Below are 24,625 nucleotides of genomic sequence, written 5' to 3' on the forward strand. Positions count from 1 at the left end.
ATCAAAACTTGATTTACTTCTTACCTTCTCTCCACTCCCAAGCTATCCAGTACCTCTGGATACAACTTGTACTCTACCTCATGAATTCGAGCTTCAAAGCTTTCGACGGTATCATCAGCTAGTCGTGGTACGCGTACTTGTTTGATGACCTTTCCTGTATCCACACCCGAGTCCACCCAGTGAATGGTCACGCCACTCTCAGCGACACCAGCATCCCAAGCATCCTCAATCCCATGAGCTCCTGGAAATTCTGGCAGGTAGGCCGGATGAATGTTGATAATTCGACCTTCATAAGCCGCCAATAAGGTTGGGCCGACGATTTTCATATAACCCGCCAAACAAACCAAGTCAATCTGGTGCTCTTCTAATAGCTCAACAAGTGCTGCTTCGTAGTCCGCCTTGTTCTCAAACTCCTTGAGTTCAAAAGCATAGGACAGGACACCAAGCTTTTCTGCACGCTCTAGCACATAGGCGTCACGATGGTCTGAAAAGACAAACTCCACCGGAAACTCTTCAGCAATCACCTGAAAGTTTGAGCCATTACCAGAGGCAAAAACCGCTATTTTTTTCATTTGATGATGACACTTTCGTTTTCTTTCTTGACGATGCGACCAATTTCATAGACTGGTTCATCCAACAATTCCTTGACGCGATCTACATTTTCAGGGCTAACTGCCAACATGAGGCCCACACCCATATTGAAGATTTCAAACATTTCTTCGTGCTTGATTTCACCATATTTTTCAAGAGCTTTGAAAATAGGAAGCACTGGAACCTTGCTTTCCTCAATCTCAGCAGCTAGGTCATCTGCAAACATACGAGGGACATTCTCGATAAATCCACCACCTGTGATGTGGGCAATCCCGTTTACCAAGCCTTCCTTGATGAGTGGCAAGACAGCCTTGACATAGATACGAGTCGGCTCAAGCAGAACTTCCTTGAGTTTCTTGCCTTCCAATTCTGGCAAGACTTCCTCACCTGTGTAGTCGGCAAAGACACGACGGACGAGTGAGTAACCATTTGAGTGAATCCCACTTGAGGCAAGTCCGAGAAGAATATCTCCCTCTGCTACCTTTGAACCGTCAATGATTTGAGATTTTTCAGCCACGCCGACCGCAAATCCAGCCAAGTCGTAGTCATCTTCGCCGTACATACCAGGCATTTCAGCCGTTTCACCACCGATGAGGGCAGCCCCAGCCTGCACACAACCTTCTGCCACACCAGCAACGACTTGTTCTAGTTTAGCTGGTTCATTCTTCCCTGTCGCCACATAGTCGAGGAAATAGAGGGGTTCCGCACCTGCAGCGATGATATCGTTGACACACATGGCTACACAGTCCTGCCCAATCGTGTCATGCTTGTCGTACTTGATAGCCAGCATGAGCTTGGTTCCGACACCGTCAGTTCCTGAGATCAAGACAGGCTCTTTTACCCCTGTCTTTGAAAGGTCAAACATGCCACCAAAGCCACCAAGAGCTCCCATGACACCCGCACGCTCCGTACGAGCCACATGCTTTTTGATCCGCTCAACAACTTCATAACCCGCTTCAACATCAACACCCGACTGGGCGTACGCATTTTTATTTGTCATCTTCTCTTCCTTTCCTTTCATGGAGAGTCTTTATCCGTCTATTTGTAAAAACTGGTCTTATCCCCCAAACTTCTACGATATTCTTCCTCATAGTCGTAGAGAGGAGTTGGGTAGTCTCCATCAAAATAAGCGACACAGAGACCACCATTCGGCGCATCTGTTTCGATGCCGATAGAATCAATCAAGCCATCAATCGAAAGATAGGTCAGGCTATCCGCACCAATGATTTGGCGAGTTTCTTCGACTGTATGATTAGCCGCGATCAGCTCCTGACGCGTCTGGATATCAATCCCGTAAAAACATGGATAAGCTAGCGCTGGACTGCCAATAGCAACATGAACCTCAGACGCACCTGCTTCTTTCAAAAGCTGAACAATACGGCGAGAGGTCGTCCCACGAACAATGGAATCATCAATCATCACCACACGTTTTCCTTTAACGACACCCGAAACAGCAGACAGTTTCATCCGCACCCCTTGCTCCCGCAATTCTTGAGTCGGTTGGATAAAGGTGCGTTGGGTGTATTGGTTTTTGATGAGACCCATTTCATTTGGCAGACCGGATTCTTCTGCAAATCCCATAGCTGCGCTAAGTGAGGAATTTGGCACACCAACCACGATATCCGCTTCGTGCTTAAATTCACGCGCTAATTGGGCCCCCATACGTTTGCGAGCTGTATGGACATTGACCCCATGGATATTAGAGTCAGGGCGAGCAAAATAGATATACTCCATAGAACAAATCGCCAACTGGGTATCATTCGTATAGCTATCGTACTGAATCCCATTGTCATCCACGATTACAATCTCTCCTGGTTTCACATCACGAATCCACTCAGCACCGATGACCTCAAAGGCACAGGTTTCAGACGAAACCACCACCGCTCCGTTTGCCATTTTTCCGATAGAAAGCGGACGGAAGCCATTAGGATCAAGCGCAGCAATCAACTTATCCTCAAACAGCAGGATATAAGCAAATCCACCTTTGACAAGGCTGAGCGCCTCCTTGATTTTGCCCATCAAGTTCGGATTGTGACTCCGACGAATGAGGTGTGCCAAAATTTCCGAGTCCGAAGTTGAACTGAAAATTGCTCCTCTTTGTTCCAATTCTTTCTTGAGCGATTCAGCATTGGTCAGGTTTCCGTTGTGAGCAAGTCCAAACTGCATATCATGAAAGCGAAAGAGGAAGGGCTGGATGTTGTCAACAGAAGCTTCGCCAGCAGTCGCATAACGCACATGCCCAATCGCGCTCGTTCCAGTTAGTTTATCCAAATTAGCAGGATTTCTGAACACTTCTGATAAAAGCCCCATATCACGATGACGCTTCAATTGCCCCTGATCATTGGAGAGGATTCCTGCCCCCTCCTGACCACGGTGCTGAAGACTATGGAGACCAAAATAGGTCAATTTAGCAGCATCTGGATGCCCCCAAATACCGAAAACACCACATTCTTCATTAAGAGATTTTACTTCGTATGTCATTTTTTATACCTTTTATTTCCCTGTGAAATAACGCACAGCCGATGCGAACAGGTGCTGGTCTTTATTTCCTGGGATGTTTTGGAAAAGACCGTCTTCATAACGTTCTGAGTGTCCCATTTTACCGATGATTTGGCCGTTCTTGCTGGTAATTCCTTCGATGGCATTTACAGAACCATTCGGATTGTACTTAGAATCCATACTTGGTTTGCCGTCAAAGTCAACATATTGGGTAAAGATTTGACCATTGTCACGGAGCTCTGCAAATTCCTCAGCCGTCACGACAAATTTCCCTTCACCGTGCGATACTGGAATGACATGGATATCGCCCACTTGTACTCCAGCCAACCATGGTGAGTTGGTATTGGCAATCCGAGTTTCCACCATCTTAGCCACGTGTTGGTTGGCATCATTGTAGAAAAGGGTTGGGCTAGTGCTACTTGCATCTTCAAAGTTACCATATGGAAGAAGACCTGATTTGACGAGGGCTTGGAATCCATTACAGATACCGATAACCAAGCCACCACGAGCGATAAAGCCATCAATGGCTGCACGCACTTTTTCATTGAGCAAGATATTGACAATAAACTTAGCTGATCCATCCGGCTCATCCGCAGCTGAGAATCCACCTGCAAAGAAGAGAATGTTTGCCTTGCCGATATTGTCAACCATGGTTTCAACTGACTTGACAATAGCTTCTTCATTCAAGGTCACGAATGGCACCAAGTTAACTTCTGCACCTTCTTTTTCAAAGGCCTTGGCTGAGTCATATTCTGAGTTGGTTCCTGGGAATACTGGGATGTAAACCACCGGTTTTTCAATAGTTTCTTTTGATTTGATGACTGCGTCAGAAGCGACAACTGGTACTTCGTCCAATTCTTTAGATTGGGCAAATTCTGTTGGGTAAACTTCTTCCAGTTTTCCTTGGAAGGCACTGTCAAGTTTGTGTCCATCTAACTTCACACCGTTGACAACGAGTGTAAAGTCTGCTTTCGTTTGACCGATTTTCTCTACTCCAGCAATCTCTTCAGGAGATGTGAAGACAAATCCGCCCAATTGAGCTGTTAAAGAACTTTCAAGTTCAGGCAAGGTCACCTCTGCACCGATATGATTTCCGAAGGTAGCAAGTGCCAAGCTTTCAAGGACACCGCCATATTTAACAGCTGATGCAGATGTTACTTTGTGTCCAGCTTGGATAACTTCAAATTGAGCAAAATTTTTCTTAATCAAGTCAAAATCAATCTCTGAAGAGAGGACTTGACCTGGGATGTAGTAGATGTTTTCACCAGCAGTCTTGAACTCAGGAGAGAGGACCTTACGGCTATCTGCCGTCGTCACCCCAAAGGCAACCAAGGTTGGCGGTACAGTCAATTCTTCAAAAGTACCAGACATGGAGTCCTTACCACCGATAGATGGCAAACCAAGCTGGATTTGTGCTTCGATAGAGCCTAGGAGAGCTGCTACTGGCTGACCGAAACGCTCAGCTTGTTTGTCCATCCGCTCGAAATACTCTTGGTAAGAGAAGCGAGCCTTAGACCAGTTTGCACCAGCAGCAACCAGACGAGCAGTCGCTTCGATAACCGCATAGACAGCGCCATGATATGGAGACCATTCTGCCACGTATGGATTGAATCCTTGCGCCATGACAGACGCAGTGTGAGTCACACCGTGTTGAACTGGCAATTTCTGCACAGATGCCTCAGTTGGTGTGAGTTGGTAGCGACCACCAAGTGGGTGATTGACCGTTGAACGACCGACCGAGCAGTCAAAGATAGTTTGTAAACCTTTTTGACTCGCATGGTTGAGATCAGACAGAACCGCAAGGGTATCTGCTTCAAGTGTGTCAGCACTTGTTGTGCGTTCTTCTGGGAGTTTGACATCCTTGTCCACAACCTTGGCATCAACGACTACACGCACACCGTTTGTATCAAGGAAACGGCGTTCCAAGTCGACAATCGTTTCACCATTCCAGTGCATGACAAGATTTGGTTTTTCAGTCACTGTTGCCACAACAACAGCATCAATATTTTCTTTATTACATTCCGCAACGAAGGCATCTACATCCTCAGGACGAACCACCACAGCCATCCGTTCTTGTGATTCAGAGATAGCAATTTCGGTACCGTTCAATCCTTGGTATTTAAGAGGAACCTTGTTGAGGTCAATTTCAAGACCATCTGCCAATTCACCGATAGCCACACAGACACCACCTGCTCCAAAGTCATTGGACTTCTTGATGAGACGAGTGACATCGCCATTACGGAAAAGGCGTTGGATCTTGCGCTCTTCGATGGCATTCCCTTTTTGAACCTCAGCACCGGCAGTCTCTACAGACTCAACTGTTTGAACCTTAGAAGATCCCGTTGCACCACCGACACCATCACGTCCAGTCTTCCCACCGAGCAAGATAATCACATCGCCGGCTTCCGGTTTTTCACGGACTACATTTTCCTTAGGAGCAGCACCAACAACGGCACCTAGCTCCATGCGTTTAGCTACAAAGCCTGGGTGGAAGTACTCACGAACGTAAGTCGTCGCCAGACCAATTTGGTTACCATACGAAGAATACCCATGAGCCGCTGTCTTCGAAATGACTTGTTGTGGCAATTTCCCAGCGCGCGTTTCTGAAATCGGCGCTGTAATGTCGCCCGCGCCTGAGATACGCATGGCTTGGTAAACGTAGGAACGACCTGACAATGGGTCACGAATAGCTCCACCGATACAAGTAGCCGCTCCACCAAATGGTTCGATTTCTGTTGGGTGGTTGTGGGTTTCGTTCTTAAACATGAGGAGCCATGGTTCTTTCACTCCATTCACATCCACTTCGATTTCAACCGAGCATGCATTGATTTCGTCAGACACTTCCATATCGTCCAAACGACCATTAGCACGCTCATAACGACCAAAAATAGTCGCCATATCCATCAAGGTTTGTGGTTTTTCAGAACGACCTAACTCATCACGCATGGCAATATACTTGTCATAAGTCGCCTGCAATTGCTTTTGGAATTTAGAAGCTGAGAAATCAATCTGTTTCAACTCTGTCTCAAAAGTCGTGTGACGGCAGTGGTCAGACCAATAAGTGTCCAAAACCTTGAGCTCAGTCTCAGTCGGCACACGCCCGATTGACTTGAAATAGTCTTGGATAAAGAGCAAATCATCCACTTCCATAGCCATCCCTTGCTCAGCCTTGTAGCGGGCAAAGTCTTCTGCTGTGTAGCTTTCAAAGAAAGTCAATTTTGGAATAGTCTTGTCTGACTCTGAAAATTCCTGCTTGGCAATTCCTGTCGTGATGTCCTTGAAACGAGAATCCACTGGATTGAGCAGGTAGTTCTTGACCGCTTCCAACTCAGTCGCATCAATATCTTTATTAACCAAGTAAAGTTGAGCAGTATTAACCGTTACATCACTTGAGCTACCAAGCAAAAGCAAGGCTTCTTGTGAAGAAGCTGCACGCTGGTCAAACTGTCCTGGCAGACTTTCAATGGCAAAGAAAGCATAGTTGGCAAGATCAGCCTGCACAGCCGATTCGTCCAAGACATGGTCTGTCACCTGCTCAGAGAAGATATGTTTCTCTGCAGGCGCAAACAAGTCCTCTGCCAAATCAAAGACATCATAAACTTGCACAATGCGAATACTTTTCAAAGTTGAAAGTCCCAAGTTGTGCTGGAGCTCCCTTACCAAACTCTCTGACTTGACTTGAAAATCAGCCTTTTTTTCAACAAAAATACGTTTATTCATCAATTCTTATTCCTTTATTTCAGCTCTTGCAATGTTCCCAAATGACCTTGAGAGTCTTGCAAACAGATTATTTCAAACCCTGCAATTTCTCCCAGACAATCTCGTAGACGTCAGTTAATTCACCTAGACCTCTACGGAAAACATCCTTGTCCATGTGGTTTCCATCCGCATCCCACAAACGGCAGTTATCTGGTGAAAATTCGTCTGCTAAGATAATCTTACCATCCTTGTCAAAACCGAACTCTAGCTTAAAGTCAATCAATTTAAGGCCAATCTCAGCAAACCAAGCTTTCAAGAGCTCATTGATACGACGGGTTTCTTCCTTCAAGTAAGCAATCTGCTGGTCATCCGCAATTTTAAGGAATTTCACATGCTCGTCATTGATAAAGGGATCGTCCAAATCATCATTTTTATAGTAAAATTCGACAATTGGAGTCTCAAATACAATACCTTCTTCTACGCCAAAACGTTTTGAAAAGGAACCAGCCGTGTAGTTGCGGAGCACAACTTCCAAAGGAATAATCTCAACCTTTTTATTGAGCTGTTCCGTATCCGAAAGTTTCTCCACAAAGTGAGTCGCTACACCAGCCGCATTTAATTTCTCAAAAATAAAAGATGAAATCTGATTATTTAACACTCCCTTGCCCGCAATCTGCTCCTTCTTGACACCGTTAAAAGCAGTCGCCTGGTCCTTGTAAGTTGAAATAATGAGATTTTCATCCTCAGTTGTATAGATATCCTTGGCTTTTCCCGAATAGATCAGTTGTTTTGACATTTTAAAGTTCGCCTTTCGTTTTACTTGAGCACATTCTACCACAAAAGCATGAAAAATTCAAGGTTTTTACGAATAAATAACGTTTTTCTAGTTTAAGCGTAAAGAAAAACCGTAAGATGAACTCTTCTTACAGTTTTAAAATCATTTATCCTCTGAAAAACACGAATATTACCCTTTATTCAAAAATTGATCCCAAAAATATCGGAGATAGCTTTTCTTTCCTGTAATCATCTGCAGGCGACCTTCTAAACCATAACGAAGTGTTGCAGCCTGCTCCGAAGTTAAATTAGTCTCCGCCTCAATTTTAAAGAAATTTCCTTGTTCAGTCTTGGTAGCTGTCGCATCAATACTTGTAATCGTAGAATCCAGGAAAATTTGATTCTTCGCATCATTAGTCGTAGTATAACGGACAGAGTCCCCAATCTTGACTCTAGCAACATCTTTTGAACTGAGATAGGCTGTGAGTTTGGTTTTTCCTTCTTTTTCCAAGGATGGGTAGAGCTGGGCTAGCAGGGTTCCTTCTGCGGCCATGGTAGAATCGCTAGTCTCAGGATTAAGGTGAAGCACCCCATCCTCACTTGCTGTAATCTTCCCCTTATCGAGGAGACCTCCCTGGACTTTCTTACCCGACTCTGCTTCTAAAATTTTCTGATCCAAAAGAGTTAATTCCTGACCGACTTTAACTAAGTGCTGAGACTTGAGTGATTCCAGTTGACTATCCAGTCCCGTTGCGTGGGCCTGTTGAGCTCCAGAACCTGCATATTGCACACGATAGGTAGCTAGGCTAGACTCTAGCTGGGCAATTTGTGCATCCACTTGCGCAATAACTTGCGATTTAGCTTGCGGATCTTCTTCACCTTGATTTTTATAGGTCTGGTAAAAAGAGTAGGCTGGATTCTGACTATCCAGTTGATCTCCCTTTTCAATCGCTGACTTGGCTGTTTTGTAGTCTCGTATTTTTTCCTCTGTTTGGCTGATAAGATTGCCAATCTCGGCCTGGCTCTGACTTGCTGCCGCATTTTGAGAAGAGATGCTGGCATTTTGTTGAGAAACATTACTTCTTAGACCATTCGCTTGGCTGAGATAATCTCGAAACATCTCCTGGTAACCAAACTTATCCGCCTCTGGAAATTGATCACTCCCCTCTTTCAAACTGAATTGCAAATACCCCAACTGCTTTTTTTGATCCTTTAGCATCTCCAATTGACTGGTATATGCCTCAACCTGGACAGCCTCCGCCCCTTGCTGGTACTGAACGAGGAGTTCCCCCTGCTTGACTAGTTTGTTTTCTTCTAGATAATTGGCCACGATGAGTTGATTGCTAGTCGACTGGATATTGGCAATGATCCGACTAGGTTCGACTGTCGCTCTGGTAGACAAACTAATCTCCTTCTCTGCAAAAACTGCAAATCCCAGTAAAAACATGAACAGAAGTGACATAGGTAAAATCACCCGACTGGAAAAATTATGATAACGACGATTATAAAACTCCGCACTTTCTAAAAATTCTGGTTTCATCCTCTCCTCTTTCTAGCTATTCACCAAATGGGCGTAAAAGCCATCCTGTGCAAGCAAGTCTGCATGGTTACCCTCTTCGACAATCTTGCCCTGCTCCAAAACAACAACCTTCTCTGTCCGCTCAGCGATGGTCAAGCGATGGGCGATGAAAATCAAGGTCTTATCCAAAGCCATAAGATTATCCACGATTCGCTTCTCTGTCAAAATATCCAGACTGCTGGTCGCCTCATCCAATATCAAGACAGGCGCATCTGTCAAGAGAGCACGCGCCAGAGCGATTCGCTGACGTTGTCCACCTGAAATTCCAGCCCCATCCGAAGTTAATTCTGTCTGGTAATTCAGTGGCATGCGCTCGATATCCTCTCGAATCTCGGCCAATTCGACTGCCCGTAAGATATCCTCTTGAGTCGTCCCCTCCTTGGCTCCAAGGAGAAGATTCTCCAAAATCGTTCCGTTAAAGACATAGGGCTGTTGAGGCAGGTAGTTGATATACTGACGCAAGGCCTTTTTGTCAATCTGATTAAGATTGACACCACCCAGACTAATCTCTCCCTGACTTGGGTCGTAAAAATTAACCATCATTTTGGCTAAGGTGGTCTTACCCGAACCTGAAATCCCCACAAAAGCTATCTTAGACCCTTGTGGAATGGTCAAATTGATATCCGACAAGACATCTCGACCATAGCCATACTTATAGCGAACCTGCTTAAAGGTCATATCTCCCTTCATCAAACTCAAATCTTCTACCGTTTTCTTCTCCTCAAACTCCGAAGCTACCAGATAAACCTCATTTAAGCGATTATTGGCAACCTGCGCTGTCTGAAGTTTGGTTTGTAGGTTAATGATATTTTCCAAAGGATTGGTAAAGTAAACAAGCAGGGTGTTATAAGTAATCAGCTGACCCAAACTCATTTTCCCATCCATGACAAGAATAGCTCCCAGCCAGAGAACGGCAACATTGAGCAGGAGCTGGGCAACTTTTTTCAGAGCCTTTTGCTGGCTTTCTGCCCGACTATAGGTAAAAGATTTTTTCAGATAAGCCACAAATTCCTTATCAATCTTTTGATAGCGCGAACTCTCACTGGTCAACGACTTAATGGTCTCAATGCCGTTGATATCCTCGATGATAGAAGAAGACAGAACCGCATTAGCTTCCATGGTATCCCGATTCATCTTTTCAAAAGGCTTCATAAAGGCAAAGATAATCACTGTATAGATGGGAAGCGCAAGCAGACTAATGAAAAAGAGTGTCATATTTTGTGAAAACAAGACCAGCGAGATAATCAAAATCGTCGACACATCTAGGAAAATCGACAGAATGGTCGACGCCAACGCATCGATGATACTGTTGGCATCTGTAAAACGAGAGACAATTTCTCCTGTCCTCCGTGTCGCAAAAAAGGACATCGGCAGGTGAAAAACATGCTTGATGTAGGACAAAATCACATCGATGGACAACCGTTGTCCCAGAACAAGTAAAAGGTATTCCTGCGCATAGGACAAAATCTGCTGGAGGATATAGACGATGACTAGTCCTATTGAGATGATACCCAGCGTCGAACGCATCTGGTCTGGTACGTAACTATCAATGATGGACTGAAGATAGTAGGAACCCACGATATTGATCAAGGTCACCAAGAGTGTCGCTAGGACGATATTGGTAATCAAGCCACGCTGTTTGAGTAAGATTGGCAAGAAGGATAGGAGCCCCTGTTTTTTCTCCTTATGAGGTTTGTAGTCCGGTGATGGTGCCATAAAAATACTAACCCCTGTCCACTCTTGCGCAAATCGCTCACGGGAAATCTTGGTCAGCTTGATACCAGGATCTGGATCAGCGATATGAATGTGCTTTTTATCCTGACCTATCACCACATAGTAGTGGAGTAACTTCCCTTCCTTGAGCACATGAGCCACAAAAGGAAAGGTCAAATCTGGCAGATCAAAGAGCGTCATATCCGCCTTGATAGCCCGCGTCTCAAACCCAATTTCCTCTGCCACCTTTACAAGTCCCAAAGCCGTCGTCCCATCCATGGTCGTCTTGGCTAATTCTCGTAGATGAGCCAAGGAGTAATAACTACCGTAGTAACCAAAGACCATAGCCAAGGAAGCCACGCCACAATCCATCTGATCCACCTGGGGACGATAGTGCCTTTTCCTAAATTTCATATCCTTCTCCTTTTTCTAACAATCTCTTTAAAAATTTGTAAGATTATTTTAACCAAATAAGGATAAAAACAGGAAAATATTCCTAAATAAACCATTTTCGCGCCTAAAACGCACTTTAGAAAGCATAAACTATCATTTAAATGTAAAAAAGCAGAACAAAAGTTCTGCCTGTTTAAAGTAACCGTTAAAAAATGAATGTCCAGAAATAAACTATTCTGAAATGATATTCTCTTTACTTCTATAAAGTGAGATAAATGTCATCAAAAATAATGAAACGTAGGCACATCAAAATATTCAAACCATGTAGGTAGATGTATCTTGTTTACATCAGCCACGATTCTAATAATTAGATAAGCTATCGAGCTAAATAATACAGTGGTCTCTGGCAAAGTTTTTCGTAGTAATTGAACAACTTTCATCTCAAACTCCAATCTGATGGTCCATCAATTCCCAATCGTACTTTCTGTTGTTTTGTACTTGTATCCTACATAAAACAGACCAAGCAGAATTGGATAGGTTTCTGGATAAAACAAGGTATTGATTGGGTTTTTCAATATCAAATTCGTTGCGATATAAAGAATGATCGATACGACAAAATACCCCTCAGCAAATCCTAATAAGATTTTTTTCATGGTAGACTCCTATTTACCTGAAAAGAGTGCTCGAGTTGTTAAAATAGCTCCACCTGTATATACAAAACCTTTTACAAAACCAACTGCCACAGGGATAAGAAGGGGAAAGGCTCCCCCTTGAATTTCCTGCAAGTCCGTATCAGTCATTGTTTCAAATTTTAAAATAGATTTTCCCATATCATCTCCTCCTTCTATTACCATCTACCCGTCACATAATTATAACCTGCAACTCCTGCTGCAGTAATTCCACCAGCAATTTTAGCTGCTGTCACAGGATTAGCAATCACCCAGGCTACAATCGGCCATGCTCCCCCATTCACATCCGTCAACTCTTCTTCTGTAAGAGCTACAAAGTTCTGTTCCATGTTGTCAAAGTTTGTCATCTTTTTTCTCCTTTATTTTTTTAGTTTACTGTTTCTAGGCTTTAAACCATTTTAAAAACCAGATTGGGTAAATTACTGAAATCATTTCCTTATCTCCTTCCTTTTCTTCTCACTTTTTTATTCGAGAAGTAATTTAAAATGAACAGGTAAATTTCATTTATTTTAAATACCATTTGATCAACCATGGCAATAAGATTGGTAAATACATCGCGTAATCTCCTTCCCTTTTTCCTTACCTATTTATTCGAAAAACAATTCGAAAATGAACAATTCATTCATTTTTATTTTAAAAACCACTTAATGAACCACGGATAAAAACCAGTCACATACATAAATGTTCCCCCTTTTTCTTTCTCATCTCTTTATTCGCAATTTCTACTAAAAGTTTCTCTTTTTTCGCAAATAAAAAACAACATGACTTGCATGTTGCTTTTTCCTATTTTTTATCTTTAATAATCGCTACTACATCCGCTACACTTTGAAGTTGGTCGATTTCCTCATCGCTGATTTCGATTCCAAACTCATCTTCTAGCGTCAAGACGAACTCCATCAAGTCCACTGAGTCTGCATCAAGATCATCCTTCAAACTCAAGGCTTCTGTTACGACAAAGTCTTCTCCCTGTCTTTCTTGGATAATGTTCACGATACGGTCAAAAATTTCTTTGTTTGTCATCTGTTATTCTCCTGAAAATTCACGCGCAGTTTGGGCAACTACGTCTGTTTCTAGCATGGTACGAATCTGACGAATCGTACTGTACACAGCCTTGGCATCACTTGAGCCATGAGTTTTTACAACTGGCGCCTTAACACCAAACAAAACTGCTCCTCCAACATCTGAATAGTTGAGCTGTGTCTTCAACCCCTTAAGACTATCCTTGAGAAGTAGAGCACCTAGCTTCGCTCGAAGACCACCACCTGTAATAGCTGTCTTGAGCAAGCCCATAATTCCCATGGCTGTCCCTTCAATGGATTTGAGAACAGCGTTTCCCGTGAAACCATCTGTTACGACAACATCCACAACGCCATTCATCAGATCACGCGCTTCCACGTTTCCGACAAAGTTCAAACTTTCATCAGCTACTAACAAGTCGTATGTTTCCTTACGAAGCGGATCTCCCTTGCTGCTTTCTGTTCCATTGTTGAGCAAACCAACACGTGGTTTCGAAATCCCACGAACATTCTTTGCATAGAAGGAACCTAGGACAGCGTATTGATGGAGGTGCTGGGCTGTATTTTCCGCATTGGCTCCAAGGTCTAGCATGTCAAACCCTTTTCCATCAATGGTCGGCAAGGTAGACATGAGTCCTGGACGATCGATATTTTTGATACGACCCACAATGAAGAATCCTGCAGCCAACAAGGCACCTGTGTTACCAGCAGAGAGGACAGCGTCTGCTTCTCCCTCTTTAACAGCCTTAGCTGCCAATACCATGCTGGCATTTTTCTTCTTACGGATAGCTTTTGTCGGCTCATCGTCTGAGTTAATTTTCTCATCCGTATGGATGATGCTGACGCGGTCTGTAGCTGTTAGATATTGCTTGATTTTAGCTTCATCTCCGTAGAGTTGAATCTCAATATCTGAAAAGTCAGCTAGGGCTTGATTGACACCCTCAACGATGGCTTGAGGTGCGTAATCGCCCCCCATAGCATCTACTGCGATTTTTTTCATTTGTCTTCCTCTTTTAGTAATTGTCCCCAGTCGGCTAGGGAGTCAATAAATTTTTTTGATTTCAGGTGAATCCCGACGTACTCTTCATAGATTTGATCCATAAACTTGCGCAAGTCTTGTTTGATTTCAGGCTTGAGTGAAATGGTCTCCAAGGTCTCAAAATCAATAGCCTGAAATTGATTGAGCAGATAAGGGATATTGGGATTTAGATGGCAACGTTTCTCGTCCTCATGAAAATGATCCGGACAGAGGCAGGCTCCATATTTGAAAGAAAAGTCAAAGGCCTGACCTACCCGATGGCAAAAGACACACTCATTAAAATTGAGGCTGATTCCAAATCGAGTCAAGATTTGAATTTCAAAAATATTGGTTAAAACCTGATAATCCAAGCCTGCTTCCATCAACTCCAGAGTCTTCCTCAAGAAAGCAAACAAGGGAGCATCCTGCTGATTATCCTGCAAACTAGCATCTGCAAGGGCAGCCACATAGGTAGCATAGGCCATGACAAAGAGATCACTATTAATCTTGGGAAAGGTCATCACCTCATGGTAGTCCTCGATGTAGCTAAGGCCGTCATCATTGATTCGCAAGAGAAATCGTGCCAACACCAAGGGCTGAATAACCGGAGCTAGTTTAGATTGACCAGCGTGTTTGACGAAAAACATGCGCTTGCCAGCCTGCTCGGTGAAGATTTTGACTAGCTTGTCATCCTCACGAAAGTTACGATTGTAGAGTACGAGGCCTTGACTCGTGATAGACTGAATCATGCTTCTCTCATATACTCCTCAAGTCGTTTCATGGCCTCTTTGATCGTTTCCATGCTGGCTGCATAAGACAGACGCACATAGCCCTCTCCGTAACGTCCAAAGGCGGCACCAGGGATAAAGGCAACGGCCTTCTTCTGAGCAAAATCCTTCAGAAAAGCAAAGGAATCTTGATTGTAGCCCGCTGGAATCTTAGCAAAGATATAGAAGGCCCCATCCGGTTTGATAATCTCAAAACCAAGAGCAGTCATTTTCTCGATAATATAATCTCGACGCTGGATGTATTCCTTCTTCATAGGCTCCGCATCGTTTTTACCCGCCGTCAAAGCTTCTACCGCAGCATGCTGAGCCATCGTATTTGCAGCAGTAACCAAATATTGGTGACTCTTGATCAACTGAGCTGTGAAAGCCGCAGGAGCAAAGATAAAGCCTAAACGCCAACCTGTCATAGCATGCGATTTCGATAAGCCATTGATAATAATAGCCTGGTCTCTCAGCATAGTGCCCAGAGACACATGTGCTTCCCCTGTATAGGTTAATTCTGAGTAGACCTCATCACAGATCACAAAAATCTCATACTTGCGTAAAACGTCTGCCAAGGCTTCCAACTGCTCCCGACTATAGGTAATTCCTGTCGGATTGGCTGGATAGTTGAGAATAACTGCCTTGAGCTTATCCCCTTGCTCCAAAATGGCCTTGTCCAACATCTCAGGAGTCAAGACAAAACCATTCTCAGTTGTATCAATCTCGACAATCTCTGCCCCAACCAGATTGACAATCGGTTCATAACCTGGATAGGCAGGAGCTGGCAAGAGCACCTTGTCTCCTTCTTCTAAGATAGCTGTCAAAGTAGCAGATAAAGCCTCTGTCGCCCCAATTGTAACCAAAATTTCATTTTCAGGATTATAATCTAGCTGGTATTTTTCTTTTACAAAGTCGCTAGCAGCCTGGCGCAAGGTCAGTAAACCGCTCATCCCTGTATAGTAGGATTGGTTCTGGTCAATGGCGCGCTTGGCTGCCTCCTTGATATGATCTGGCGTTGTAAAATCAGGTTCCCCCAAGGTCAAACGCAAGACCCCAGGAATCTCCGAAATAGCCTGATCAAACTGACGAATCAAGGACACTTGAATCTTATCTAATTGTTTATTAAAGCGCTTGGTTAAGTCCATAGATATCCCCCTTGCTTACAGAACATAGTACTATTATACTACAAAAGCTCCCTGACCGCAAAATCCATCTGAACCCCGCATTTTTCACTTTCTGTTTTACTTTTCTTCTCGACAGGACTATAATAATAAGTGCTTATTTTCGGAGGTTTATATGTCATTTTTATCAAAAAATGGAGCAGGAATCTTGGCCTGCCTTCTCATTTCTATCGTATCTTGGTTCCTGGGAGGATTTTTCCCCGTCGTGGGTGCACCTGTCTTTGCAATTTTTGCTGGAATGCTCCTCCACCCCTGGCTCTCACCCTACAAACAACTAGACGCAGGTTTGACCTTTAGTTCCAAGAAATTGCTCCAGTATGCCGTTATCTTACTCGGTTTTGGTCTCAATATCTCGCAAGTCTTCGCAGTTGGACAATCTTCACTCCCCGTCATCCTTTCCACCATTTCGATTTCCTTAATCGTTGCCTACCTCTTCCAGCGTTTCTTTGCGCTAGACACAAAACTGGCTACCTTGATTGGAGTGGGTTCTTCTATCTGCGGTGGTTCTGCCATTGCTGCGACAGCGCCCGTTATCCATGCCAAGGAAAAAGAAGTAGCCCAAGCCATTTCCGTTATCTTTTTCTTCAATGTATTGGCTGCACTCATCTTTCCAACTCTAGGAACCTGGCTTCACTTATCCAATGATGGCTTCGCCCTCTTTGCAGGAACTGCAGTCAATGATACTTCTTCTGTAACGGCTACCGCCAGCTCCTGGGACAGTCTTTATCAGACCAATACCCTTGAGTCTGCAACTATTGTCAAACTCACGCGCACCTTAGCAATCATTCCTATTACGCTCTTTCTCTCCTACTGGCAAAGCCGCCAACAAAAAAACAGCCAAGATTTCCAACTTAAAAAAGTCTTCCCACTTTTTATCCTTTATTTCATTCTAGCCTCTCTCTTAACGACTCTTCTCACCTCTCTCGGCGTGTCTAGTAGCTTCTTCACCCCTCTCAAACAACTCTCCAAATTCCTCATTATCATGGCCATGAGTGCCATCGGTCTCAAAACCAATCTAGTAGCCATGGTCAAATCCAGCGGTAAATCCATTCTTCTTGGAGCCCTTTGCTGGATTGCTATCATCCTCACCAGTCTTGGCATGCAAGCATTGATTGGTACTTTATAAAATAAAAAGGTAGCCCATGGCTACCTTTTTATTGCTCAAGAATTAAGCGAGTATGTTCTCTCTTAATACAGCGATTCATCACGATGTCATCGCATCCTCCAGCACGCAAGATTTCTTCCGCTTCTAGATTTTCAAGTCCTAATTGCGCCCAGAAAATCTTGGCATCTGCCTTGAGAAAATCACGCGCCACATCTGGTAAAAACTCGCTCCGTCGGTATACATTGACAATGTCCACAGGAAAAGGAATCTCAACTAGACTGGCATAAGCCTTCTCTCCCAAAATTTCCCCACCTGCAGCCTTGGGATTAACTGGAATGATTTTATAGCCCCGAGCTTGCATTTCCTTGGTCACTCGATTACTAGTTGTTTCCTCACGGTCAGACAAGCCCACTACCGCTAACGTTTTACTGGTCTCCAGATACTGACGAATCACACCATCACTTGGATTGATATATTCTTGGCTCATAGAAATCCTCCTTTTTTCTCAGTATAGCATATTTTGAAAAGGCTTGCAGATTTTGACTATAAAAATCTCCTAGCAAGAAAAGAAACCTGCTAGGAGTTCTGTCTACTTCAAGTGAAAGATTAAATCTTTTTCTCAATACAAAATAGGGGAGAAAGAGGACGTTTTTCGTGAATACGGATAATAGCATCGCCCAGAAGATGAGCAATCGAAATTTGTTCAATCTTATCAATCAAACGCTCTTCTGGTAGGTAGATAGTATCCAAAACAACCAATTTTTTAATAGCTGATTTTTGGATATTATCCATAGCAGGACCAGAAAGTACTGGGTGCGTACAGCTTGCGTAAACTTCAACAGCACCTGCTTCAGCAAGAGCATCCGCCGCATGACAAATAGTTCCAGCTGTATCGATCATATCGTCAATCAAGATACAAGTCTTACCTTCTACCTTACCAATGATGTTCATCACTTCACTGGTATTCATCTTGTCTACACTACGGCGTTTGTCAATAATCGCAATCGGAGTTTTCAAAAACTCTGCCAACTTACGAGCACGAGTCACCCCACCATGGTCTGGGCTGACAACCACGTAGTCAGATCCAACCATACCACGACGTTCAAAATAGTCCGCAATCAAAGGAGCACCCATCAAGTGATCTACAGGAATATCAAAGAATCCCTGAATCTGTGCAGCATGCAAATCAATCGTCAACAAACGATCTACGCCAGCAACTTCTAGCATATTTGCAACAAGTTTTGAAGTGATTGGCTCACGCGCGCGCGCCTTTCTATCCTGACGTGCATAGCCATAGTAGGGCATAACAACATTGACAGATTCTGCACTGGCACGCTTCAATGCGTCCACCATAATCAAAATTTCAAGTAAATTATCATTTACAGGTGAACTAGTTGATTGTAGGATAAAGACGTGTTTTCCACGGATAGACTCTTCGATGTTGACCTGAATCTCCCCATCTGAAAATTGGCGAACAGTCGATTTCCCCAACTCTATCCCAATTTCTTGCGCCACACGCTCTGCCAATTCTCTATTAGAAGAAAGGGCAAACAGCTTTAAATCAGAAAAAGACATGATTTCCTCCGGTATTTATGTATCACTTGTTTTTTACACAACATTTTCCATCTACCATTGTAGCGCTTTTTCCTTTATTTTTCAATCAAAAATAAAACAAGAGTAAACATTTATACCCTTGTTTTATGCTATTTTATATTAGCTATATTAAAGCTAAAAATCCTACATTTTAACAATCGATTTTATGCTAGGATGAGATTTTTTTGAGACAAAGTTAGTATACTTCTCTCATACTTCCTGTATCCACATCATAGACAGCACCTGATATAACCACATCATCAGGAATCAGTGGAGACTCTCTAAGCAATTGCATATCCTCTCTAACACTCTCTTCCACATCCTGAAATGGTAAAAAGTCTTGATCAGACACATCGACTCCGAGCTCGTGTTTCAAATGTTCATGAAAACTTTCATTTTGAAAGGTTTGAGCTCCACAGTCTGTATGGTGAAGCACCACGATTTCTCTTGTCCCCATTTGTTGTTGGGAAATCACTAGTGAACGAATCATGTCCTCAGTTACTCGACCACCCGCATTCCGCAAGATATGAGCATCCCCAAGGGCCAAACCTAGAGCTTGCGCAACGTGTAGACGTGAGTCCATACAGGTCACGATAGCTACTCTGGTTTTGGGTTTAAGTGGCAGATTTAACTGCCCATGTAGGGCAACATAAGCCTGATTGGCTTGCATAAACTGTTCAAAATACGACACGATTCCCTCCTCAAAAATTTGACAATCAAATATTTCTCCTATCTTATCATTTTTAAGAGGATTTGTCACGGATTATGCAAAGACCTTCTTCAAAACTTCCTGAATCGTTGTCACACCAATGACTTCAATTTCCTTGGGTGGAGTGATTCCTGTCAAGGAATTCTTGGGTACATAAATCTTGGTAAAGCCCAGTTTTGCCGCTTCATTGATGCGTTGTTCGATACGATTCACGCGCCGAATTTCTCCAGTCAAGCCCAGTTCACCCACAAAACATTCCTGAGGATTGGTAGGCTTGTCCTTGTAACTAGAGGCAATAGCCACTGCAACGGCTAAGTCAATGGCAGGCTCATCCAATTTCACGCCACCAGCAGATTTGAGATAGGCATCCTGATTTTGCAAGAGAAGTCCTGCACGCTTTTCCAAAACAGCCATAATCAGACTCGCACGATTAAAATCAAGTCCTGTCGTCGTGCGCTTGGCATTTCCAAACATGGTTGGTGTCACCAAAGCCTGAACCTCCGCCAAAATCGGACGGGTTCCTTCCATAGTCACCACAATTGATGAACCAGTCGCCCCATCCAAACGCTCCTCTAGGAAAACTTGACTCGGATTGAGCACCTCAACCAATCCGCCTGACTGCATCTCAAAAATCCCAATCTCATTAGTGGAGCCAAAACGGTTTTTGACTGCTCTCAAGATACGAAAGGTATGGTGACGTTCCCCTTCAAAGTAAAGCACTGTATCTACCATATGCTCCAACATACGAGGACCTGCCAAGGTTCCTTCCTTAGTCACATGTCCTACGATAAAGATAGCAATGTTATTAGTCTTCGCCAACTGCATGAGTTCAGCCGTTACCTCACGCACCTGAGACACAGACCCCTGCACCCCTGAAATCTCAGGAGACATAATCGTCTGGATAGAGTCGATGATGAGAAAATCTGGTTGGATGCGCTCCACCTCAGATCGAACACTCTGCATATTGGTCTCTGCATAGAGATAAAATTCGCTATCAATATCCCCCAAGCGCTCTGCACGGAGTTTAATCTGCTGGGCAGACTCCTCCCCACTGACGTAGAGAACCGTACCCACTTGAGACAACTGGGTTGAAACTTGTAGGAGAAGGGTTGATTTCCCGATTCCTGGATCCCCACCGATGAGTACGAGACTTCCTGGTACCACTCCACCTCCAAGTACACGATTAAATTCCTCCATCTCAGTCTTAGTTCGATTGACATTGATGGAAGTCACCTCAGCCAGTTTCATGGGCTTGGTTTTCTCACCTGTCAAGGACACACGCGCATTCTTGACCTCGGCAACCTCAACCTCTTCTACAAAAGAAGACCAAGACCCACAGTTGGGACAACGTCCTAGATACTTAGGTGAATTATATTCACAATTTTGACATACAAATGTCGCTTTTTTCTTTGCGATGATAAACCTCTTTCTATATCTCTAACTCACACTCAATCACTTGGCAAAAATCAATCTTCTCATTTGGCACAAACTGACGCATGAGCATTCGATGAGCTACCACTAGAACTGTCTGGTAGTCTCGGTACTTTATCATAGTTTCCAAAAAACGCGCCTTCATCTCTTCAGCTGTCTCATACTGAATAGGACTATTAGGAAGCAACTCCCCCTTGTTTTCTAAAAACAGAGTACGTGCTTTTTCAAAATTCTCTATGCCACTTTCGTAAACCTGCCATTCGTGTAACAAAGGCTCCACCCTCAAAGGAAGGCCAGTAGCACAAGTAAGATAAGAAGCCGTTTCTAATGCTCGCGTCACTGCAGAGGACACCAGTATATCAGCTGAGCCAAGCAAAGGATTTTGGCAAAGTTCCTGAGCTTGTCGCCTTCCTTTCTCAGACAAAGGAGCCAAATCTAATCCAAAGCCAGTGTAGGAACACTCCTCTAACTCACGGTAGTCTGGCTCTCCATGACGTACAAAGATAATCTTCATCTTAGTGCCCTGTTGATCCAAATCCACCAGTTCGCACGCCATCTGCCTCATCTCCGTCTGCGATTAAGAAAGGCGCAAAGACAGCCTGAACCACACGTTCACCTACTTCAAGAATAACCTCTTGGTCTGTAATATTCTTCATCTGCGCAAAAATATGTCCCTCATTCCCAGGATTTCCATAATAATCCCCATCAATGACCCCCACAGAGTTGATCAAGACCAAGCCCTTCTTGCGAGGGTTTGATGAACGGTCATAGAGATAGAGCACTTCTGTCGGCTGCATATAGGCCTTAACCCCTGTCGGAACCAAAACAATCTCTCCTGGCGCAATAACCGTACGCACAGCAACCTTTAAGTCGTAACCAGCCGCGTGAGCGGTCTCTCGTTTCGGCAATAAATTTTCGTCTGTAAAACTCGAAACCAATTCAAAACCACGAATTTTCATATTTTTCTCTTTTCTATAATCATTTATTCTAGGCTATTTTATCTTATTTATTCGAAAAAAGCACGAAAAAAGAGCACACAATTCACACTCGCTTAGGGCTGCTGGATTCCTCCCCTGACCCGCTTCACGCAGAACTGTTGCTCCACTATTTATTATACCACATTCCCCTCGGTTTTTAAAGAGAAATTATTTTTTCCGTCGATTTCGGAAAAAGTCCTGCATAATCGCTACACAGTCATCTTCCAAAATTCCCGTTTCTACCTCTACACGATGATTGAGACGCTCATCTGTCAAAATATCGTACAAACTTCCAGCTGCACCAAATTTCTGATTTTTAGCCCCATAGACCACCTTTGGTATACGAGCTAGCCCAATCGCCCCGCTACACATGACACAAGGCTCAATGGTCACAAAAAGCGTACAATTAAGCAGGCGCCAACTTTCTTCACTCACGTTCGCATTCTCTATAGCCATGATTTCTGCATGCATGACCGCCCGTTGCAACTCCTCGCGCGCATTATGCCCCCTACCAATGATTTCTCCATCCTTGACAATCACACAACCAATTGGAATTTCATCGTGTTCTAAGGCAATCTCAGCCTCTCTCAAAGCCTCTCTCATAAAGGCTTCTTTTTCTTCAACTGTATAATTCATCGTTCTTCTCTTTTCCTACTTGTCGATTTTATTATTATATCATGATTCTCAACACAAAAAAAGCCACCGAATGCGGTGACTTAATAGGGAGATTATTATGAAAAAGAAAAGTTTAGGATATTTGTTACAACAAGTTAGGAGGTCTTCTTGTAACTGTATATAGTATACCCAACCTGTCTTAAACTAATCTTAAAAATCTCCTATGACCAAACACTTTCTAAAATATTAGTTTGTTCACGACCGGGACCTACTGAGAAAGTTGAGATACGAACACCAACCAACTCGCTTACACGACGAACATAGTTACGTGCATTCTCAGGAAGGTCTTCTAAATTACGGACTCCAGTGATGTCTTCTGACCAACCTGGTAACTCTTCGTAAATTGGCTTGCAACGTTTCAACTGCTCAAGACTAGCAGGATAGTAATCAATACGTTGACCATCAAGATCATAGGCCACACAGATTTTCACAGTATCCAAACCACTCAAAACATCTATAGAGTTCAATGAAAGATTGGTAATCCCAGATACACGGCGGCTGTGACGCATCACAACTGAGTCAAACCAACCCACACGACGTGGACGACCAGTTGTTGTACCATATTCATGACCTACTTCGCGAATGCGATCTCCCACTTCATCAAATAATTCAGTTGGGAAAGGTCCGTCTCCTACACGACTTGTGTAGGCTTTACAGACACCTACAACCTTGTCAATCTTACTTGGGCCAACACCAGACCCAATCGTCACACCACCAGCGACAGGGTTTGATGACGTAACAAATGGATACGTACCTTGGTCGATATCTAGCATAACACCTTGCGCACCTTCAAACAGCACACGTTTGCCATTATCAAGCGCATCATTCAAGATAACGGATGTATCTGTCACGTATTGCTTGATTTGTTGACCATACTCATAGTATTCTTCAAAAATATCGTCAACTGAAATAGGGGTACTATCATATAATTTTTCAAACAGACGATTCTTTTCCGCAAGATTACGTTCCAAACGTTCACGGAAAATATCCTTATCCAAAAGATCTGCAATACGAATCCCAACACGAGCAGCTTTATCCATATAGGCTGGGCCAATACCCTTGATAGTAGTCCCGATTTTATTGTCGCCCTTAGCTTCTTCTTGTAGACGGTCTAATTCAATATGATATGGCAAAATGACATGCGCACGATCCGAAATGCGCAAATTATCTGTTGTCACACCTTCTTCATGAAGATAAGTCAACTCTTTTACTAGAGATCTAGGGTTTACAACCATCCCATTCCCAATAACAGAGATTTTTTCAGGAAAGAAAATTCCAGATGGAATCAAGTGCAACTTAAATTTCTTACCATCAATCACAATCGTGTGACCAGCATTATCACCACCTTGATAACGAGCAATTACCTCTGCATTAGCTGAAAGAAAATCTGTAATTTTCCCTTTACCTTCATCACCCCACTGGGTACCTACAACAACAACTGAAGTCATAATAAAATTCGTCTGAGCTACTAGCAGCTCGTCCTTTCTCATATACATGGCAGGAATTTCACCCGCAATTATATCTTACAATTTATTATAAGAAAAAAACACTATTTTATCAAGAAGAAACAGTAGAAAAGATTTGGAAATTCTCTCATTTCTAAATACAGAAGCCTTTTATTATAAGCTAATTCTATATTTTTTAAAAACTAGCTACAACTATCGTTCGTAATTATGATATAGATGCTTCCTATTGGATAAGAGTTGTACCACCTTGCAGGAATTTATCTAGATATAGACGATAAGCTGTTCTAAAGTGATACAGAGAAAAGTCTCTATCACTTTTAATTTTAAATCGAATTAAATAATATAGTAAAAATCGAAGATGAAGTGATTCCCACTCTGAACAACTCTGGCCTAAAGAGGCATATTCTTGTTCAACTAGTTTCAAAAAGACAAATGCTTGATCATAAAATTTCTGAAGCATATAAAAATTCCCTTTCTTATTAGTAACACTAGTCTAACAAAAAAAGGAACTAAAAAAGCTTCAAATCCTATAAAAGAAGAATTTAAAGCTAAACGAACTAAAAATAAAATAAAGAGGTAATTACAGATTTAAAAATTAAAATTTGAAATTTCAACAATCCACTATATTTATAAATAAAAAAACGCTCAGTTGAACGTTTCGATTTATACTCCGCCAGTAGGACTCGAACCTACGACATCATGATTAACAGTCATGCGCTACTACCAACTGAGCTATGGCGGATAAAA

General features: G+C 43.1%; 24 protein-coding genes, 1 tRNA gene and 1 other RNA gene. 1 reads left to right on the forward strand and 25 read right to left on the reverse strand.

Annotated elements, in window-relative coordinates; genetic code table 11:
* Nucleotides 1-20: 20 nt before the first annotated feature.
* The 14 genes from purN to HMPREF8578_RS04435 form a co-directional block, all read right to left on the reverse strand.
* Nucleotides 21-572, reverse strand: coding sequence for a phosphoribosylglycinamide formyltransferase (gene purN / locus HMPREF8578_RS04365; protein WP_000717491.1), 552 nt, complete (start codon nt 570-572; stop codon nt 21-23).
* The gene (purM, locus tag HMPREF8578_RS04370) at nt 569-1,591 is read right to left on the reverse strand and encodes a phosphoribosylformylglycinamidine cyclo-ligase (protein WP_025168809.1); all 1,023 of its coding nucleotides are present in this window, start codon (nt 1,589-1,591) and stop codon (nt 569-571) included. Before purM ends, purN begins: the two co-directional genes overlap by 4 nt.
* 38 nt (nt 1,592-1,629) lie before the next feature.
* The gene (gene purF / locus HMPREF8578_RS04375; protein WP_000220657.1) at nt 1,630-3,072 is read right to left on the reverse strand and encodes an amidophosphoribosyltransferase; all 1,443 of its coding nucleotides are present in this window, start codon (nt 3,070-3,072) and stop codon (nt 1,630-1,632) included.
* 12 nt (nt 3,073-3,084) lie between these two features.
* Nucleotides 3,085-6,810 carry a phosphoribosylformylglycinamidine synthase gene (locus HMPREF8578_RS04380; RefSeq protein ID WP_001042267.1) on the reverse strand — a complete coding sequence of 1,242 codons (3,726 nt, stop codon included), beginning with the start codon at nt 6,808-6,810 and terminating at the stop codon, nt 3,085-3,087.
* Nucleotides 6,811-6,877: 67 nt separating this feature from the next.
* The gene (gene purC / locus HMPREF8578_RS04385) at nt 6,878-7,585 is read right to left on the reverse strand and encodes a phosphoribosylaminoimidazolesuccinocarboxamide synthase (RefSeq protein WP_000043290.1); all 708 of its coding nucleotides are present in this window, start codon (nt 7,583-7,585) and stop codon (nt 6,878-6,880) included.
* A gap of 168 nt (nt 7,586-7,753) precedes the next feature.
* Nucleotides 7,754-9,103 (reverse strand): competence pheromone export protein ComB, encoded by a 1,350-nt coding sequence (gene comB, locus HMPREF8578_RS04390; protein WP_000801578.1) that lies wholly within the window; start codon nt 9,101-9,103, stop codon nt 7,754-7,756.
* Between the two features lie 12 nt (nt 9,104-9,115).
* Nucleotides 9,116-11,269, reverse strand: a complete 2,154-nt coding sequence (gene comA / locus HMPREF8578_RS04395; protein WP_000672139.1) for a peptide cleavage/export ABC transporter ComA — start codon at nt 11,267-11,269, stop codon at nt 9,116-9,118.
* 443 nt (nt 11,270-11,712) lie between these two features.
* Nucleotides 11,713-11,901 (reverse strand): hypothetical protein, encoded by a 189-nt coding sequence (locus tag HMPREF8578_RS04405; protein WP_000722234.1) that lies wholly within the window; start codon nt 11,899-11,901, stop codon nt 11,713-11,715.
* 9 nt (nt 11,902-11,910) lie between these two features.
* Nucleotides 11,911-12,078 carry a bacteriocin gene (locus tag HMPREF8578_RS04410; RefSeq protein WP_000520303.1) on the reverse strand — a complete coding sequence of 56 codons (168 nt, stop codon included), beginning with the start codon at nt 12,076-12,078 and terminating at the stop codon, nt 11,911-11,913.
* Nucleotides 12,079-12,095: 17 nt separating this feature from the next.
* Entirely contained in the window at nt 12,096-12,284 is a 189-nt protein-coding gene (locus HMPREF8578_RS04415; RefSeq protein WP_000180836.1) for a class IIb bacteriocin, lactobin A/cerein 7B family, read from the reverse strand.
* Nucleotides 12,285-12,720: 436 nt separating this feature from the next.
* A complete protein-coding gene (locus tag HMPREF8578_RS04420) occupies nt 12,721-12,957 on the reverse strand; it encodes an acyl carrier protein (RefSeq protein ID WP_000182269.1) in 237 nt (78 codons plus the stop codon).
* 3 nt (nt 12,958-12,960) lie between these two features.
* Complete coding sequence (gene plsX / locus HMPREF8578_RS04425) at nt 12,961-13,953, reverse strand: phosphate acyltransferase PlsX (protein ID WP_000717420.1); 993 nt, start codon at nt 13,951-13,953, stop codon at nt 12,961-12,963.
* Nucleotides 13,950-14,720, reverse strand: a complete 771-nt coding sequence (recO, locus tag HMPREF8578_RS04430; protein WP_000616145.1) for a DNA repair protein RecO — start codon at nt 14,718-14,720, stop codon at nt 13,950-13,952. The genes plsX and recO overlap by 4 nt, the downstream gene beginning before the upstream one ends.
* Complete coding sequence (locus HMPREF8578_RS04435; RefSeq protein ID WP_000366329.1) at nt 14,717-15,886, reverse strand: pyridoxal phosphate-dependent aminotransferase; 1,170 nt, start codon at nt 15,884-15,886, stop codon at nt 14,717-14,719. The genes recO and HMPREF8578_RS04435 overlap by 4 nt, the downstream gene beginning before the upstream one ends.
* Nucleotides 15,887-16,037: 151 nt before the next feature.
* Between HMPREF8578_RS04435 and HMPREF8578_RS04440 the strand changes: the two genes are divergently transcribed.
* The gene (locus HMPREF8578_RS04440; protein ID WP_000009152.1) at nt 16,038-17,048 is read left to right on the forward strand and encodes a YeiH family protein; all 1,011 of its coding nucleotides are present in this window, start codon (nt 16,038-16,040) and stop codon (nt 17,046-17,048) included.
* Nucleotides 17,049-17,076: 28 nt separating this feature from the next.
* Here the strand turns inward: HMPREF8578_RS04440 and HMPREF8578_RS04445 are convergent, their stop codons facing one another.
* The 11 genes from HMPREF8578_RS04445 to HMPREF8578_RS04490 all read right to left on the reverse strand — a co-directional run bounded on the left by HMPREF8578_RS04445 (nt 17,077) and on the right by HMPREF8578_RS04490 (nt 24,620).
* Complete coding sequence (locus HMPREF8578_RS04445) at nt 17,077-17,514, reverse strand: CoA-binding protein (RefSeq protein WP_000076968.1); 438 nt, start codon at nt 17,512-17,514, stop codon at nt 17,077-17,079.
* Between the two features lie 119 nt (nt 17,515-17,633).
* Nucleotides 17,634-18,602: a ribose-phosphate diphosphokinase gene (locus HMPREF8578_RS04450; protein WP_000010180.1), complete on the reverse strand. Its 969-nt coding sequence runs from the start codon at nt 18,600-18,602 to the stop codon at nt 17,634-17,636.
* Nucleotides 18,603-18,816: 214 nt separating this feature from the next.
* Nucleotides 18,817-19,311, reverse strand: coding sequence for a beta-class carbonic anhydrase (locus HMPREF8578_RS04455; RefSeq protein WP_002876632.1), 495 nt, complete (start codon nt 19,309-19,311; stop codon nt 18,817-18,819).
* Between the two features lie 72 nt (nt 19,312-19,383).
* Nucleotides 19,384-20,745, reverse strand: coding sequence for a DNA repair protein RadA (radA, locus tag HMPREF8578_RS04460; protein ID WP_080554503.1), 1,362 nt, complete (start codon nt 20,743-20,745; stop codon nt 19,384-19,386).
* Nucleotides 20,746-20,758: 13 nt separating this feature from the next.
* Nucleotides 20,759-21,316, reverse strand: a complete 558-nt coding sequence (locus HMPREF8578_RS04465) for a histidine phosphatase family protein (RefSeq protein WP_029707330.1) — start codon at nt 21,314-21,316, stop codon at nt 20,759-20,761.
* Complete coding sequence (locus tag HMPREF8578_RS04470) at nt 21,276-21,719, reverse strand: dUTP diphosphatase (RefSeq protein ID WP_000701984.1); 444 nt, start codon at nt 21,717-21,719, stop codon at nt 21,276-21,278. Before HMPREF8578_RS04470 ends, HMPREF8578_RS04465 begins: the two co-directional genes overlap by 41 nt.
* A gap of 59 nt (nt 21,720-21,778) precedes the next feature.
* An RNA gene (gene ffs, locus HMPREF8578_RS12345) (signal recognition particle sRNA small type) lies at nt 21,779-21,873 on the reverse strand.
* A 32-nt stretch (nt 21,874-21,905) separates the two neighbouring features.
* On the reverse strand, nt 21,906-22,373 hold the full coding sequence (tadA, locus tag HMPREF8578_RS04475) for a tRNA adenosine(34) deaminase TadA (protein WP_001110102.1): 468 nt from the start codon (nt 22,371-22,373) through the stop codon (nt 21,906-21,908).
* A gap of 200 nt (nt 22,374-22,573) precedes the next feature.
* Nucleotides 22,574-23,860 (reverse strand): adenylosuccinate synthase, encoded by a 1,287-nt coding sequence (locus HMPREF8578_RS04480; RefSeq protein WP_000205049.1) that lies wholly within the window; start codon nt 23,858-23,860, stop codon nt 22,574-22,576.
* A gap of 241 nt (nt 23,861-24,101) precedes the next feature.
* Nucleotides 24,102-24,338, reverse strand: a complete 237-nt coding sequence (gene comW / locus HMPREF8578_RS12655) for a sigma(X)-activator ComW (protein ID WP_000939504.1) — start codon at nt 24,336-24,338, stop codon at nt 24,102-24,104.
* Between the two features lie 208 nt (nt 24,339-24,546).
* Nucleotides 24,547-24,620: transfer RNA gene (locus HMPREF8578_RS04490), tRNA-Asn, on the reverse strand.
* Between the last annotated feature and the right edge of the window lie 5 nt (nt 24,621-24,625).

This window comes from Streptococcus oralis ATCC 49296 (genome assembly GCF_000185265.1).
Taxonomy (GTDB): domain Bacteria; phylum Bacillota; class Bacilli; order Lactobacillales; family Streptococcaceae; genus Streptococcus; species Streptococcus oralis_BC.